The sequence below is a fragment of the Natronomonas halophila genome (assembly GCF_013391085.1).
Classification (GTDB): Archaea; Halobacteriota; Halobacteria; order Halobacteriales; family Haloarculaceae; genus Natronomonas; species Natronomonas halophila.
Genome location: NZ_CP058334.1, coordinates 1,058,309 through 1,071,842, shown reverse-complemented (window position 1 = coordinate 1,071,842; position 13,534 = coordinate 1,058,309). Strand labels below are relative to the sequence as shown.

General features: G+C 64.7%; 16 protein-coding genes. 9 read left to right on the top strand and 7 right to left on the bottom strand.

Annotated elements, in window-relative coordinates; genetic code table 11:
* Positions 1–24: 24 nt before the first annotated feature.
* Positions 25–666: a uracil-DNA glycosylase gene (locus HWV23_RS05925; protein WP_178289504.1), complete on the bottom strand. Its 642-nt coding sequence runs from the start codon at positions 664–666 to the stop codon at positions 25–27.
* Between the two features lie 101 nt (positions 667–767).
* Here HWV23_RS05925 and HWV23_RS05920 point away from each other — a divergent pair, with 101 nt between their 5' ends.
* Positions 768–941 carry a hypothetical protein gene (locus tag HWV23_RS05920; RefSeq protein ID WP_178289503.1) on the top strand — a complete coding sequence of 58 codons (174 nt, stop codon included), beginning with the start codon at positions 768–770 and terminating at the stop codon, positions 939–941.
* Positions 942–959: 18 nt separating this feature from the next.
* Here HWV23_RS05920 and HWV23_RS05915 read toward each other — a convergent pair whose 3' ends face one another.
* On the bottom strand, positions 960–1,196 hold the full coding sequence (locus HWV23_RS05915; RefSeq protein ID WP_178289502.1) for a DUF7860 family protein: 237 nt from the start codon (positions 1,194–1,196) through the stop codon (positions 960–962).
* A gap of 80 nt (positions 1,197–1,276) precedes the next feature.
* Between HWV23_RS05915 and HWV23_RS05910 the strand changes: the two genes are divergently transcribed.
* The 3 genes from HWV23_RS05910 to HWV23_RS05900 all read left to right on the top strand — a co-directional run bounded on the left by HWV23_RS05910 (position 1,277) and on the right by HWV23_RS05900 (position 6,755).
* The gene (locus tag HWV23_RS05910; RefSeq protein ID WP_178289501.1) at positions 1,277–1,504 is read left to right on the top strand and encodes a DUF8151 family protein; all 228 of its coding nucleotides are present in this window, start codon (positions 1,277–1,279) and stop codon (positions 1,502–1,504) included.
* A 109-nt stretch (positions 1,505–1,613) separates the two neighbouring features.
* Entirely contained in the window at positions 1,614–4,799 is a 3,186-nt protein-coding gene (ileS, locus tag HWV23_RS05905) for an isoleucine--tRNA ligase (protein ID WP_178289500.1), read from the top strand.
* Positions 4,800–6,755: a CARDB domain-containing protein gene (locus HWV23_RS05900; RefSeq protein ID WP_178289499.1), complete on the top strand. Its 1,956-nt coding sequence runs from the start codon at positions 4,800–4,802 to the stop codon at positions 6,753–6,755.
* On the opposite strand, the gene prs is transcribed toward HWV23_RS05900, so the two are convergent.
* Both prs and HWV23_RS05890 read right to left on the bottom strand, forming a co-directional pair.
* Positions 6,752–7,585 carry a ribose-phosphate diphosphokinase gene (gene prs, locus HWV23_RS05895; protein ID WP_178289498.1) on the bottom strand — a complete coding sequence of 278 codons (834 nt, stop codon included), beginning with the start codon at positions 7,583–7,585 and terminating at the stop codon, positions 6,752–6,754. The genes HWV23_RS05900 and prs overlap by 4 nt on opposite strands.
* A gap of 144 nt (positions 7,586–7,729) precedes the next feature.
* On the bottom strand, positions 7,730–8,305 hold the full coding sequence (locus HWV23_RS05890) for a DUF8121 family protein (RefSeq protein WP_178289497.1): 576 nt from the start codon (positions 8,303–8,305) through the stop codon (positions 7,730–7,732).
* Positions 8,306–8,472: 167 nt separating this feature from the next.
* Between HWV23_RS05890 and HWV23_RS05885 the strand changes: the two genes are divergently transcribed.
* Positions 8,473–8,898: a DUF8146 domain-containing protein gene (locus tag HWV23_RS05885; RefSeq protein ID WP_178289496.1), complete on the top strand. Its 426-nt coding sequence runs from the start codon at positions 8,473–8,475 to the stop codon at positions 8,896–8,898.
* Positions 8,899–8,916: 18 nt separating this feature from the next.
* On the opposite strand, the gene HWV23_RS05880 is transcribed toward HWV23_RS05885, so the two are convergent.
* Entirely contained in the window at positions 8,917–9,372 is a 456-nt protein-coding gene (locus HWV23_RS05880) for a DUF5814 domain-containing protein (protein WP_178289495.1), read from the bottom strand.
* A gap of 357 nt (positions 9,373–9,729) precedes the next feature.
* Here HWV23_RS05880 and HWV23_RS05875 point away from each other — a divergent pair, with 357 nt between their 5' ends.
* From HWV23_RS05875 to HWV23_RS05865, 3 genes are all read left to right on the top strand, one after another.
* Positions 9,730–10,443: an HNH endonuclease gene (locus HWV23_RS05875; RefSeq protein ID WP_343045281.1), complete on the top strand. Its 714-nt coding sequence runs from the start codon at positions 9,730–9,732 to the stop codon at positions 10,441–10,443.
* Positions 10,444–10,503: 60 nt separating this feature from the next.
* The gene (locus HWV23_RS05870) at positions 10,504–11,217 is read left to right on the top strand and encodes a competence/damage-inducible protein A (protein WP_178289493.1); all 714 of its coding nucleotides are present in this window, start codon (positions 10,504–10,506) and stop codon (positions 11,215–11,217) included.
* Positions 11,218–11,279: 62 nt separating this feature from the next.
* Positions 11,280–11,417, top strand: a complete 138-nt coding sequence (locus tag HWV23_RS05865) for a hypothetical protein (protein WP_178289492.1) — start codon at positions 11,280–11,282, stop codon at positions 11,415–11,417.
* Here HWV23_RS05865 and HWV23_RS05860 read toward each other — a convergent pair.
* Positions 11,414–12,685: a site-2 protease family protein gene (locus tag HWV23_RS05860; protein WP_178289491.1), complete on the bottom strand. Its 1,272-nt coding sequence runs from the start codon at positions 12,683–12,685 to the stop codon at positions 11,414–11,416. The genes HWV23_RS05865 and HWV23_RS05860 overlap by 4 nt on opposite strands.
* Before the next feature lie 93 nt (positions 12,686–12,778).
* Here HWV23_RS05860 and HWV23_RS05855 point away from each other — a divergent pair, with 93 nt between their 5' ends.
* Positions 12,779–13,204, top strand: a complete 426-nt coding sequence (locus HWV23_RS05855) for a cupin domain-containing protein (protein WP_178289490.1) — start codon at positions 12,779–12,781, stop codon at positions 13,202–13,204.
* Positions 13,205–13,222: 18 nt separating this feature from the next.
* Here the strand turns inward: HWV23_RS05855 and HWV23_RS05850 are convergent, their stop codons facing one another.
* Complete coding sequence (locus HWV23_RS05850) at positions 13,223–13,519, bottom strand: GYD domain-containing protein (RefSeq protein ID WP_178289489.1); 297 nt, start codon at positions 13,517–13,519, stop codon at positions 13,223–13,225.
* Positions 13,520–13,534: the final 15 nt, after the last annotated feature.

Sequence of the window (13,534 nt, the reverse complement as noted above, 5' to 3'; positions counted from 1 at the left end):
TCACCGCTCGCTTATAAAGACACGCTACGCGGGCGGTCCGGCATCGAGGTCAGCCAGTGCCTTGCCGATGGCCTGTCGGTACTCATCGGGTTCGTAGCTCAGTCGCGACACCCAGACGTCCTGATACGATGGGTGAAGAATCGGCAACAGCGGCGGCAGTTCGTCGGTTTCGATGGGCGTGAGGACGCTATCGAGGAAGCCGTCGAGGCGCCGGTCGGTCGCCGCCAGCAGCGATTCGGTGGCGTGTCGGCCCGTCGGCACGACGCAGGCGGGGTCGATTTCTCGGAGTTCCTCTAGCAGGTAGGGCCGGCAGTTCGCGCGTTCTTCGGGTGTTGGTTCGCGATTCGAGCCTTCACCGTCACTTGGGAAGCACTTGACGGCGTTCGTGAAATAGAGTTCCTCGGGCGCGTAGCCCAGTCCCTCGAAGAGGTCACGCACCCGGCGGCCGCTGTGGCGGGCGGTGTAGGCCATTCCCGTGTGGTTGCCGCCCTGCCAGCGGTCGGCCTCGGGGTTGCCGGCGCCCGGCGCTTCGCCCACGACGACGAGCGTGGCACCGAGCGACCCGACGCCCCACGAGATGCAGGTGCGGTCCTCCACGAGGGCGGGACAGCGCCGGCAGTCCGCTGTCAGGGGGTTACGGTCCTCGGGGTCCGGAAACGTCGCCATCCGGCGGTAGTGTGGCTTCGGGTGCTGTCAGTCTTCGGGTCCCGCTTCCGGGTAGCTTTCTGGCGAACGCTTAAATCCCCCAATAGCCTCTGGGTGGTAGGATGAACGACACACCTGCCCCGGATGCCGGTTCGCCCTTCGAGGCGTCGTCGACGGCCCTGGATAGCGGCCGCTATTCGTCGTTGCTGCTGGATAACGGGGATTACGTCATTTTCGACCGGGAGGGGACCGAGACGTGGCTGCAGTCGGACCTCGTGGTCGACGTGTCGGCCTGATACGGATCGGTAGAAGCGTTACTCGACGAGTGGGAGGACGATACCGAACACCAGCGGGACGAGCAGCCCGACGAGGACGCCGACGACTTCGAGGCTGATGAACAACTGGCCGGCAACGTCCGGCATTCCCGCGGCCAGCGAGCGGCCGATGACGCCGCCGACGGCGCCGATGATGAACATGGCGGCTCCCGCGAAGAAGCCGAGTTTTGCGATGCGTCCGTAATCGAGGTTCTGCTGTCGCCCGCCGTAACTCATTGTCCGCGGTTGCTTATCGACGGTTGAAGTCCTTTCGGTCCGTCCGAAAGGCCTATCTCACTGACCGGCCGAGTGGTGCTATGCGCGAACTACTGGTCGCGGCGCTCGAACTCGGCGGCTACCTGCTCGGGACCGTCGTCTTCGCCGTCGTCGGCCTCTTCGCGGAGTTGAACAGTCTGTCCTACCTCTCGGCCGGCAACCACCTCTTCGCCGGGTGGCTGGTGGTCATCGGCGCGCTCGCGCTGTACGCCGCCTATTCGGTCGGCACCGAGAAGGTCCTGCCCCGACTGCGCGAACTGACGGCCTGAGACGTTTTTTTAAGTCGCAGTTTTCGGTAGCGGTACGCCGCTGTGTCCCCGGTAGAACCCCTCGCACAGTACCGATTGTCCTTTAACAACGGCGCGAATTGGATGGGATATGAGCAGGTTCGCCGAGGTGGACGACCAGTACGACCCCGACGAGGTCGAAGACGAGGTCTTCGACTACTGGGATGCGGTCGACGCCTACGAAAAGACGAAGCAGCACCGCGCGGACGGCGAGGATTTCTTCTTCGTGGACGGCCCGCCCTACACCTCCGGTGCGGCCCACATGGGGACGACCTGGAACAAGACCCTCAAGGACGCTTACATCCGCTATCACCGGATGCAGGGGTACAACGTCACCGACCGGCCGGGCTACGACATGCACGGCCTCCCGATCGAGACGCGCGTCGAGGAGGAACTCGGCTTCGAGAACAAGAAGGACATCGAGGCCTTCGGCGAGGAGAAGTTCATCGAGGAGTGCAAGTCCTTCGCCGAGGAGCAACTCGACGGCCTTCAGGAGGACTTCCAGTCCTTCGGCGTCTGGATGGACTGGGACGACCCCTACAAGACGGTCGACCCCGAGTACATGGAGGCCGCGTGGTGGGGTTTCCAGCAGGCCCACGACCGCGACCTCGTCGAGCAGGGCCAGCGGTCCATCAGCCAGTGTCCCCGGTGTGAGACGGCCATCGCCAACAACGAGGTCGAATACGACCACGTCGAGGACCCCTCCATCTACGTGAAGTTCCCCCTTCGGGACCGCGACGGCTATCTCGTCATCTGGACGACGACCCCGTGGACGGTACCCGCCAACACCTTCGTCGCCGTCGACGAGGAGATGACCTACGTGGCCGTCGAGGCCGACCGCGGCGGCGAGACGGAGACGCTCTATCTCGAGGAGTCCTGCGTCGAGGACGTCCTCGAGGAGGGCGGCTACGGCGACTACGAAATCGTCGAGGAGGTTTCGGGCGAGGAGATGGTCGGCTGGGAGTACGACCACCCGCTGGCCGACGAGGTGCCGGACTCACCGAACGAAGCCGACGCCCTGCAGGTCTACACGGCCGACTACGTCGAAGCCGACCGAACCGGTCTCGTGCACTCCGCGCCCGGCCACGGTGAGGTCGACTTCGAGCGCGGCCGCGAACTCGGACTCGACATCTTCTGTCCGGTCGGCCCGGACGGGGTCTACGAGGACGAGGCCGGCAAGTACGCCGGTCAGTTCGTCAAGGACGCCGACGACGAGATCATGGACGACCTCGAGGCGAAGGGCCTGCTCCTCTCGCGCGGGACGGTCCACCACGACTACGGCCACTGTTGGCGCTGCGATACGGGCATCATCCAGATGGTGACCGACCAGTGGTTCATCACCGTCTCCGATATCAAAGACGAACTCCTCGAAAACATCGAGGACAGCGAATGGCACCCTCAGGAGGCCCGCGACAACCGCTTCCGTGACTTCGTCGAGGGGTCGCCGGACTGGAACGTCTCCCGGCAGCGCTACTGGGGCATTCCCATCCCCATCTGGGTTCCTGAGGACTGGTCGGGCGACGTCGAGGACGCCCTCGTCGTCGGCACGCGCGAGGAACTCGCCGAGCGGGTCGACCAGGACGTCGACCCCGAGTCGGTCGACCTGCACAAGGACACCGTCGACGAGTTGACCATCACCGAGGACGGGACGACCTACACCCGCGTCCCCGACGTCTTCGACGTCTGGCTCGACTCCTCGGTGGCCTCGTGGGGTACGCTCGGCTACCCGAGCGACGAGGAGCAATTCGAGGACCTGTGGCCCGCGGACCTCATCATGGAGGCCCACGACCAGACCCGCGGGTGGTTCTGGTCGCAACTCGGCATGGGGTCGGCCGCACTCGGCGAGATTCCGTACAAGGAGGTGCTGATGCACGGCTGGGCGCTGATGCCCGACGGCCGGACGATGTCCAAATCGAAGGGTATCCTCGTCGAACCCCAGGAGGTCATCGACCAGCACGGCGTCGACCCGATGCGGCTGTTCCTGCTCGGGCAGACCCCGCAGGGCGACGACATGCGCTTCTCGTGGGACGAACTGGAGAACCGCCAGCGGGACCTCAACATCCTCTGGAACGTCTTCCGGTTCCCGCTGCCGTACATGCGACTGGACGACTTCGACCCCGAGGCGGTCTCGCTGGACGACGCCGAACTCGAAACCGTCGACGAGTGGGTCCTCTCGCGGCTCCAGTCGGTCACCGGGGAGATGACTACCCAATGGGAGGAACGCCGACAGGACAAGGGTCTCGACGAACTGCTTTCGTTCATCGTCGAGGACGTCTCGCGGTTCTACATTCAGGTCGTCCGCGAGCGGATGTGGGAGGAGGAAGACTCCAAGAGCAAGCAGGCCGCCTACGCGACGCTGTATCACGTCCTCCGTGAGACGACGAAGCTGCTGGCGCCCTACGCGCCCTTCGTCGCCGAGGAGATTTACGGCACGCTGACCGGCGATGCCGGCCACGAGACGGTTCACATGTGCGACTGGCCGGAGGTCGACGCACGGTTCCACGACCCGCAACTCGAATCCGATATCGAGGTCGTCGACGCCGTCGAGGAAGCCGGCTCGAACGCCCGCCAGCAGGCCGAGCGGAAACTCCGCTGGCCCGTCACGCGCGTGGTCGTGGCCGCGGACGACGACGAGGCAGCACAGGCCGTCGACCGGCACCGCGACCTGCTCCGTGACCGCCTGAACGCCCGCGAAATCGAGTTGGTCGAACCCGGCGCCGACTGGGAAGAACTCAGTTACAGCGCCCGCGCGGACATGTCCGTCCTCGGGCCGAAGTTCGGCGACGAGGCCGGCGACGTGATGAACGCCATCAACGCCGTCACCGTCACCGAACAGCGCGTCGACACGCTGCAGGAAGCCGTCGTCGAGGAACTCGGTCGCGAGGTCGAACTCACCGAGGAGATGGTGACGTTCAACACCGACACCCCCGAAACGGTTGAGGGGACGGCCTTCACCGTCGACGGCGACGACCGCGGCGTCGTCTACGTCGACACGTCGCTGACCGAGGACATCGAGTCGGAGGGCTACGCCCGCGAGGTCATCCGCCGCGTCCAGGAGATGCGCAAGGACCTCGACCTCGATATCGAGGCCGAAATCCGCGTCGACCTCGACATCGACGATGACCGGGTGGCCGGCCTCGTCGACGAACATCGCGACCTCATCGCCAGCGAGGTGCGGGCCGCGGAGTTCGGCGACGTCGCCGACGGCCACGAACGCGACTGGGACGTCGAAGGCACCGACATGCGGATAACTATCGAACCCGTAGCCGGCCAGTAAATGAGGACAGGCCGGCCGGTCGTCGTCGCGACGCTGCTCGTCTGCGTGCTGCTCGCGGGAAGCGCCCTTTTCGCCGCGCCGGCCGCCGCCGAGACCATCGATATCGACAGCACGCTGTCGGAGTCGCCGGACTCCGGAACGGTCGACGTTCGTACTCAGGCGACGGTCCCGACCGGCATTACCTCCCTGCAAATCACGATTCCCGAGGGGACCGACGTCTACGAGACGAACGGCTTCCAGCAGTCGGCGAGCGACCCGAACACCTACGAGTGGACGCGTGAGACCGACCAGCCGTCGCTTCGCTACGCTTACGAGGGCAACGACACCGTCGACCGCGGGCAGGGTTCGGAGTACGTCTACGCGGTCACCGACGAGTGGGCCATCGTCCGAACGCCGAACATCGGCGTCCAGTGGTCCGGCGTGCAGGCGGAGGTCGACCGGACCTACACCGTCGACGGCGAGGGAATCGCCGGCTCCCACATGGCCTATCTCGGGCCGTACACCGAACACGACCGGACGGCCGCAGGCCAGCGGTTCCGGCTCATCGTCTCGGACCACAGCGATATGCGGGAGTCGCCAGATGACGTACTCGACGCCTTCGAAGCCTCCTCGCGGCGTATCGTGGGCGGCGAACGCGATGCCGAGGTGCTCGTGTTCACCGTCCCCTCGACCGTCGACTGGGCCGCGACCGGCCTCCAGCGCGGCGATTCGGATATGTGGGTTCGCGACGTCGAACGGCTCGATACCCCCTCGAACACGTGGGTTCACGAGTACGTCCACACCCGGCAGGATTACGACCGGACCGAGAAGACCCGCTGGACTATCGAGGGGATGGCCAACTACTATGCGGCGCTCATCTCCTACGAACAGGGCTACATCGACTACGAGGACTTCCGCCGCGCCATGAAGGATGGGACCACGGACCGCTACGACGACGTCCAACTCACCGACCCCGCGACGTGGGAGGGCACGCGCGGCAACTACAAGAAGGGGGCGCTCGTCTTCGGCCACCTCGACCGGCGGCTTCGAACCGACGCCGATAGCTCCCTCGATGCGGCCATCCGTGAGTTCAACCAACCGAACGAGGAGTTGACCCAGCAGACCTTTCTCGATGCCATCGAGCAGGCGGGCAACGTCGATATCCGGTCGGATGCCGAACGCTTCACCCAGACGACGGACACGCCGCCGGTCTGGAGCCGCGAGGAACACGTCGCGGCCTTCGGCGGCCCCCAGATGCGCTATGCGTTCGTCGGCTTCGGCGTCGACGGCCCCTACCGGACGACCGCTCTCGACGAGCCGCGTATCGTGACCGGCGAGACGCTTCGGCCGACGGTCCGTATCCGGAACGTCGGCAGTCAGGAGGGCGACTTCACGGCTGAGTTCACCGTCGACGGCGAGACCGTCGCGACCGAAACCGGGACGCTCGCGCCCGACGAGGAGACGACCGTCGAGTTCTCACGAGCCTTCGATGCGACCGGCGACTACGCCATCAGCGTCGGCGGCGCCACCGATACGGTCACCGTCGAGGCGCCCGCCGACCCCGTAGTGACCGGCCTCAGCGTCGCACCGACCGATGCCGCGCTCGGCGAGCAGGTGACGATAGAAGCGACCGTCGAATCGTCGGCCGACCGGCCGGCCGCTGGCAACGTCGAGTTCTCGGTCGACGGCCAGCGAATCGACGCGAAAGCGGTAGAAATCGACGACGGAACGACGACAGTCGCCACGACGACGCGTTTCGATAGCCCGGGCGAGTACACAGTTGCTGCCGGGGACCGGTCGACGACGGTGACGGTCCGCGACGAGACGGCCGCTCCCGAAACGTCGACGGCTGGACCCGGCGGCACTTCCCGGCAGGGGGACGGAGCCACGCCCACCGAAGGCAGCGGGTCCGGCCTCGGCGCCGGCCTCGCGGCACTCGTGCTCGCGGGCAGCCTTCTTCTCGCGCGGCGGTCTTAGAGGTGCTCGGCGATTGCCGGCGCGGCGCTGACCGCCGAGACGGCGCGTTCGATGGTGTCGGTGCCGTAGACCGCATCCACGCCCGCGTTGGCCAGTTTCGTCCGGGCGCTGGCGGCCAACATCGGGTGGATGCAGGTGACGAAGATGTGGGATGGCCCCGACAGTTGGGCGATAGCGCTGCTCATCGTCGACCCCGTGGCGATGATGTCGTCGACCAAGACGACGTCCCGGCCCGTCGTGTCGGCGTCGCTGGGCTGGATTTCGACTTCGGTATCGGAAACGCGGTGTTTCTCGAAGTAGTCTGTCTCACCGGCCCCGTAGGCGTCCCGGACGGTCTCAGCGAGGTCGATGGCCCCGGCGTCGGGTGAGAGAAAGAGGGGTCTGGTGAGGTCGGGCAGCGGTTCGGCGAGGCGGCCTGCCGCGTCGACCGACTCGCAGGGGGCGTCGAAGAAGTCACAGACGGCGTCCTCGTGGGGATTGACCGTCAGTACGCGGTCGGTGCCGGTCGAAATCGCCTTCGCCATCGCGCGGGCCGAGACCGGCTGGCCCTCCTCGAAGGGTTCGTCCTGCCGGGCATAGCCCATGTACGGTAGGACGGTCACGACCTCGTCGGCCTGCTGGCGGGCGGCGTCCTGCAACTGGAGCAACTGGACGTGGGCGGCATCGGAGACGGTCGAGGCGACGACGACCGCACGGTCGGCCGACTCGGGGACGCGGACGATTTGCTCGCCGTCGGCGAAGCGGTCGTACTCGACGGCGGCGAGCGGCTCGTCGAGTTCGGCCGCAAGCGCCGCGGCGAGGTCCTGTGAGGCGGAGCCCGGGAGTATCATGGGTGTGGGTGAGTCGGCCGTCGGTAAACCCGTTTTCGTTCGCTGGTACGGGCTGGCGTGTCTCCCTTTTAAGCGCGCTATTTACAGTTCACGAGGCTCTCGCGACGAAGCTACGTCGACAGCGCCGAACCAATCGAACGCCGTTCATTCATCGTCGAACTCGAATTCGAATCGGCCATCGAGGACGTGCGTCCGGTCTGTTAGCCCCGGCTCGGTGAGTTCGACGGTACTCTCGACGACGAGTCGGCGGGCCGACTCAGGCCATCGAGTGACCGGGAGGTCTATGAACACGGTCTCGTCGGCGAGTTCGCCGAACCGGTGGACTTCGACAACTGCGGCCGCTCCCTCCCGATACAGTGATACGGACGGGTGGGGTTCGCGGTCGCCCATAAACGGCCCTCGGAGCGAGAGTCGCGGCGGCGTGCCGTCACCGTCCGGTGCCGCGAACCGTTGTGTTAACGACTGCAGTTCGGTGTCCTCACGGTGCGAAATCGTCGTGAAGAGATTGCTCGGCAGGGGGTCGAACCTGGGGTCGACGCCCACGGTGGCGAGTTCCCCGCTCTCTCCGCGAAATTCGAGGTACTTCGCGTTATCCCGGGGATTGTCATCGGTTTTTATCGTTGGGTCCGTGTGTTCGGTTCGTGATTCGACAGCACCACATCCCGCAGCGATGGTGGAGGCGGCGGTCAGGGCGGACGCGAGGAATGCGCGGCGGCGCATAGGTGGCGATTCGTTGGTAGCATTAAGAACGTTCAAGATTCGACATTCTGGACTCGGAAATTTCCTTTTGAGGGGTCAGCGCTTGGCTGCATACTGGCCCGTAAAAGTAGGCTTGCGTGCGTCTGACAAACCCTTATATGGATGGACCGTTCAGTTAGGGATTAGCTATGGGCAACAAGAACAAAACTATCTCCTTTCGGGTCAACGAGGACGCGTTCGAGACCCTCCGGGAGATAGCCGAGGAGCGGGACATCTCGCTTTCAGCCGTGTTCCGGGACTACGTCGACACGCTGGTTGCTCACGACGGGCAGGTGCGCGTCGTCCCCGAACACGAACTCAAGCAGGGCAGCGCCACCGAAACCTCCTCGCCGGCCGAGAGCTTCCCGCCGAAAGTCGAGGTGCCGAAGAGCTTCGTCCGCGAACACGAGCGGCTGGAACTGGAAGCCGAACACCTCCGCGAGCAGCTCGACGAGTACAAGCAGTACGTCACCAAACTCAGCCAGCAGGTGGAAGAGCAGGAAGCCGAAGACGTCATCCAGCTCGAAGACCTCGATAGCGAGGAAAACGAAGAAGAACCGTTCCGCCTCGGCTGATTCGTCGCCTCGGCGACCCTAGCCCGATAGTTCGCGTTTCTTCTGCCGAATCTTCTCGGCCATCTCCTGCCGTTCGTCGACATCGGCCAGTTGCTCGGCGGCCTCCAGCGTCCGAACGCCGTTATCGAGGAACGATAGGACGTCACCGGGATACGCATACAGCATGTAATCGTCGCCCATCACGTCGACGATGGCATCGGGACCGAGTCCCTCCGCGCGTAACTCCAGCAGGTAGGCGATGAACTTCCGCTGGGGACAGCCACAGTGGGGATTGGACTGGCAGTCACAGTCCAGGAAATCCTCGGCGAACTCCAGGGCACGGTCCCGGGAGGCGTCGTCGAGTTTGGCGAGGGCGTCGCCGGTAAAGAGGATATCCAGCGTCGCCCCGGAGAAGGCGCTCTTGGGGAAGGACGTCTCCAGTTGGGAGGCCAACTGCCGGTGGTTCTTCACGTAGATTTTGTCCGTAATCGCCACGGTATCGGTGCTAGTCGGTCGGCGCTTAAAAATGGACTGACAGGTATGCGTAGACGTTGCACAGGTTGGAAAAGTCGTAACGTATATGAAGCGGAGTGCGCTTAGATTTACATGCGTGTCCGGGTTGGGGTAGTGGCATCCTACAGCCCTGTGGCGGCTGTGAGGCGGATTCAATTTCCGCACCCGGACCTAATTATCCTTGGTAATATTCGCTCGGTGAGTTCTTTCTCCACGGTGCGTTACTATTTGTGATATCGGGAAGAATCCGGATTTATGCATCGGTGTCCGACCTGTAACCGAGCGTTCGACACTGAGCGTGGCCTTCGGGTTCATCACAGTCAGGGCCATGACGAACCGTTGCCGAATAGAACGTGTAGCCACTGTCGTACCGAATTCTACTCCGAGACGAAACGGAAATACTGTAGCGACGAGTGTCGCGATGCGGTCGTCTCGTTCGCTGGAGCAAACAATCCCAATTACAGCGGCGGGAAGGAAACGACCGAGTGTATAATCTGTCGTACGGAATTCGACTACTATCCGTCGGAGAAAACGGGCTTATACTGTGGCGACTGCGTTGAAGAGGCGAACTGGCGGTATCGACCGGACGTCTCAGGGGAAAGGAACCCCCGCTGGTCCGGAGGAAAACAGGAACTCGCTTGCGACTGGTGTAATGCCAAGGTCGTCCGCCAGCAGAACAACATCAACAGCGAACACGTCTTTTGTAGCGACGAGTGTCAGTACGAATGGATATCCGAGGAGTTCACCGGTAAGGGCCATCCGAACTGGAAGGGCGGCGTCGAGGCCAACTACGGCAGGGGATGGAACCGCGTCCGCAGGCAGGCGCTCGAACGGGATGGCTACCAGTGTGTCCTCTGCGGTACGTCGAAAGAAGAACTCGGCCGGAACCCGGACGTCCACCATATCGTGCCGGTCCGGGCGTTCGTCGAGACGCCAGTCACGACCGAAGCAGACGCCCACTACCTCGAAAACGTCGTCTCGCTGTGTCCGTCCTGCCACCGGAAGGCGGAGTTTGGACATGTCGACCGCGCACAACTGGAAGCGGCGACCTGACAAGGCCGTCGAGCCTCATCGGTGAGAAGGCCTAACCGTCAGCGCCCCCGACGAACGGGCATGCAGGCGGCACTTCTGACGGTCGGTGACGAACTTCTCGCCGGCGACACGGAGAACACCAACGCGACGTGGCTGGCGACGCAGTTGACCGAACGCGGCGTCTCCGTCGCGCGGATTCTGACGGTTCCCGACGACGAGGCGGCCATCGTCGAGGCAGTCCAGCGGTACAGCGACGCCTTCGACGCCGTCATCGTGACGGGGGGCCTCGGCCGGACGCCGGACGACGTGACGATGGACGCCGTCGCGGCGGCCTTCGACCGCGAACTCGCCGTCGACGACCTCGCGCTCGCGGACGTCGAGCGGACGCTGGAGGCCATCGCCGGGGAGTATCCGGACCTCGATGTCGACGCAGCGGAGGAGGCGACCCTGCCGGAGGGCTCTCGGCCGCTCATCAATCACGCGGGGCTGTCGCCGGGCTGTGTTCTCGAAAACGTCTACGTCTTCCCCGGCATCCCCGCGGAGATGAAGCGGATGTTCGAGGAGGTCGACGGCGAGTTCTCGGGAGACGTCGAATCGCGGTTCGTCTACACGGACGAACCCGAGGCAAAACTGCTGAGTCGCCTCGACGAGGTACGCGACCGCTTCGACGTCAGGGTCGGCTGTTATCCCGACCAGGAGGCCGGCCACAATCGGTTGAAACTGACGGCTTCCGACGTCGACGCGCTCGAGGAGGCCGAGGCGTGGCTCTCCTCGAACGTCGAGTTGGCGGACTGACAGCGGCGGTCGGGCGTCCGACGGGGTATTATATGGCAACCGACCGTGATGGGTGATAACATATGAGGGCGCCACCGGATAGATGTCCGAACCCGGACTGCCCGGACGACCTCGGCGGGCCGTTCGAGAAAACCCAGTTCGAGAAAATCGAGGAGGGAAAATGGAAATGCCGGCAGTGCGGCTACCTGCGTGAGTTCTAGGTGCGCTCTCTGTCGATGGTTTCGGCGGGCATCGGGCTTTCGTTGCGGAGTCGCTGAGCGCCCGGTTGGCCGCCGGATTTGATGATTTCCAGCGCCGTCATCACGTCGGTCCGGGAAAGGAGGCCGACGAGGCTGTTCGGGTCCTCGGCGTCGTCGACGACCAGTAGGCGGCCGATGTCGTTGCGCTGCATCGTCTCGAAGGCGTCCATGACCGGCGTGTCCGGCGTGACCGCCTGGAGGTCGCGACTCATCACGTCCTCGACGCGGTAGGCGTCGCGTTCGACCTCGTCGATTTGCTGTGCGTCCGAGAGGGTGACGACGCCGACGGGGCGGCCGCCCGCTCGCGGCTTGTCGCCGCTCGCACTGTCCGGGGCGGTTCCCGCCCCGCCCTCAGTAACGGGATAGCCGGTGTGGCGCTCGCGGAACATTCGGTCCATGAACTCGGCGACCGACGTCTTCGGGGACACCGTGTCGAGGCGGTCCCGCGGGGTCATCACGTCGCCGACGGTGACTCCCTCGAAGGCGGCGTTCATAACCGTCCGCTTGGATTCGGAGGCGGCGGCGATGTAGATGAAGAAGGCCAGCAGGATGAGGAGGATGTTGAAGCCGGCGAGCAGGCCGAAGAGGCCCAGCATGACGGCGAAAGCCTGGCCGACCTTCGCGGCCTGCTGGGTCGCCTGCGCGTGCGGGCGGTCGCGGGCCAGAAACGCCCGAAGGATTCGGCCGCCGTCCATCGGGAAGCCGGGCAGCAGGTTGAATCCGGCCAACACGACGTTCATGAGAGCGAGATACGCGAGGATGAAGCGGGTCGCCGCCAGCAGGAAGCCGTCGCTCGGCACGAACTGGAAGGCGGCGTAGGCACCGATGCCGAGAAGAACCGAGACGATGGGGCCGGCGATGGCGATGTTGAACTCCGTCTTCCAGTCTTCGGGGATTTCCTCCATCTGTGCGACGCCGCCGAGCAGCCACAGCGTGATGGATTCGATGGGGACGTCGTATCGCCGGGCCACGAGCGAGTGGCCGAATTCGTGGGCGACGACACAGACGAAGAGGCCGATGGCGGTGATAGTGCCGATGCCGTAGCGGGCCAGTCCCGACCCGGTCAGCGCGTCGGGGTCGATACCGAGTGCGACCGAGTCGTTGAGCAGGACGACCAACTCGCCGATCTGGGCGCCGATAATGTAGGCAAACACCGGCAACACGAGCAGAAACGTCAGGTCAAGCCGGATCGGGATACCGAAGGCGCTCCCGACGCGAAAACCCTTCATATCCCACCGTCGGGCCGCCGTCTCCTTAAAGCCCGACCGGTCGCCCGCGGTCGGACCGGGGGTTTCGTAGTGGTTGCCGCGGTAGGTGACGGTATGACCGCATCCGAACCCAAGCCGCTGCTCCGTCGTGCGGAGGACATCGACTACGAAGCCGTCGACGCCGCCGAGGGCATGAAAAAGGGCGTGCTCGTCGGCCCCGAACACGGCGCGCCGAACCTCGCCATCCGCCGGTTCGTCCTCGAAGCGGGCGCCGAGGTGCCGAAACACACCAACGACATCGAACACGAGCAGTACGTTCTCGAAGGCAAGTACGTCGTCGGGATCAGCGAGGCGTCGGAGACGCCTCGGGCGAACGGCGAAGCCGTGAGCGGCGACGAAGAACACACTGTCAGCGCCGGCGACTCGCTGCTCATCCCGGCCGGAACGGTCCACTGGTACCGCAACGAAAGCGACCAGCAGGGTTCCTTTATCTGTGCGGTGCCGACCGGCGACGACAGCATCGAACTGGTCGACGAGTAGGCGGTCGGGGCGACTGGCCTACTCCATCTTTTCGACCACCTCTTCGTCCCACTCGCCTTCGGTGAAGGCCGGTAGCGTCTCGACGCTCGTGTTGCCCTCGCCGCGGAACGTGATTGCCGCCCGGGCGGCCGCGCCGTCGTCCGGGTATTCGGCCACGGCGACGACGTCGTAGCGGCCGAACGTGTAGTAGATGGCCAGTAACTCGCCGCCCTCCCCGGTAATCATCTCCCGTGCCGCCTGCCGTCGGTCCGGGCTTTTCTCCATCGTTTCGAGGCTCTCCTTGCCGAGTTCCATCAGGTGGACGTAGGTTGGCATTGTGCTCCCCTCGCC

Excerpts from the sequence above, each read along its gene's own strand:
- HWV23_RS05920 (WP_178289503.1), top strand. The coding sequence starts at position 768 with ATGAACGACACACCTGCCCCGGATGCCGGTTCGCCCTTCGAGGCGTCG.
- HWV23_RS05870 (WP_178289493.1), top strand. The coding sequence starts at position 10,504 with ATGCAGGCGGCACTTCTGACGGTCGGTGACGAACTTCTCGCCGGCGAC.
- HWV23_RS05910 (WP_178289501.1), top strand. The coding sequence starts at position 1,277 with ATGCGCGAACTACTGGTCGCGGCGCTCGAACTCGGCGGCTACCTGCTC.
- HWV23_RS05850 (WP_178289489.1), bottom strand. The coding sequence starts at position 13,519 with ATGCCAACCTACGTCCACCTGATGGAACTCGGCAAGGAGAGCCTCGAA.
- HWV23_RS05915 (WP_178289502.1), bottom strand. The coding sequence starts at position 1,196 with ATGAGTTACGGCGGGCGACAGCAGAACCTCGATTACGGACGCATCGCA.
- HWV23_RS05855 (WP_178289490.1), top strand. The coding sequence starts at position 12,779 with ATGACCGCATCCGAACCCAAGCCGCTGCTCCGTCGTGCGGAGGACATC.
- HWV23_RS05860 (WP_178289491.1), bottom strand. The coding sequence starts at position 12,685 with ATGAAGGGTTTTCGCGTCGGGAGCGCCTTCGGTATCCCGATCCGGCTT.
- HWV23_RS05900 (WP_178289499.1), top strand. The coding sequence starts at position 4,800 with ATGAGGACAGGCCGGCCGGTCGTCGTCGCGACGCTGCTCGTCTGCGTG.
- HWV23_RS05890 (WP_178289497.1), bottom strand. The coding sequence starts at position 8,305 with ATGCGCCGCCGCGCATTCCTCGCGTCCGCCCTGACCGCCGCCTCCACC.
- HWV23_RS05865 (WP_178289492.1), top strand. The coding sequence starts at position 11,280 with ATGAGGGCGCCACCGGATAGATGTCCGAACCCGGACTGCCCGGACGAC.
- ileS (WP_178289500.1), top strand. The coding sequence starts at position 1,614 with ATGAGCAGGTTCGCCGAGGTGGACGACCAGTACGACCCCGACGAGGTC.
- HWV23_RS05925 (WP_178289504.1), bottom strand. The coding sequence starts at position 666 with ATGGCGACGTTTCCGGACCCCGAGGACCGTAACCCCCTGACAGCGGAC.
- prs (WP_178289498.1), bottom strand. The coding sequence starts at position 7,585 with ATGATACTCCCGGGCTCCGCCTCACAGGACCTCGCCGCGGCGCTTGCG.
- HWV23_RS05885 (WP_178289496.1), top strand. The coding sequence starts at position 8,473 with ATGGGCAACAAGAACAAAACTATCTCCTTTCGGGTCAACGAGGACGCG.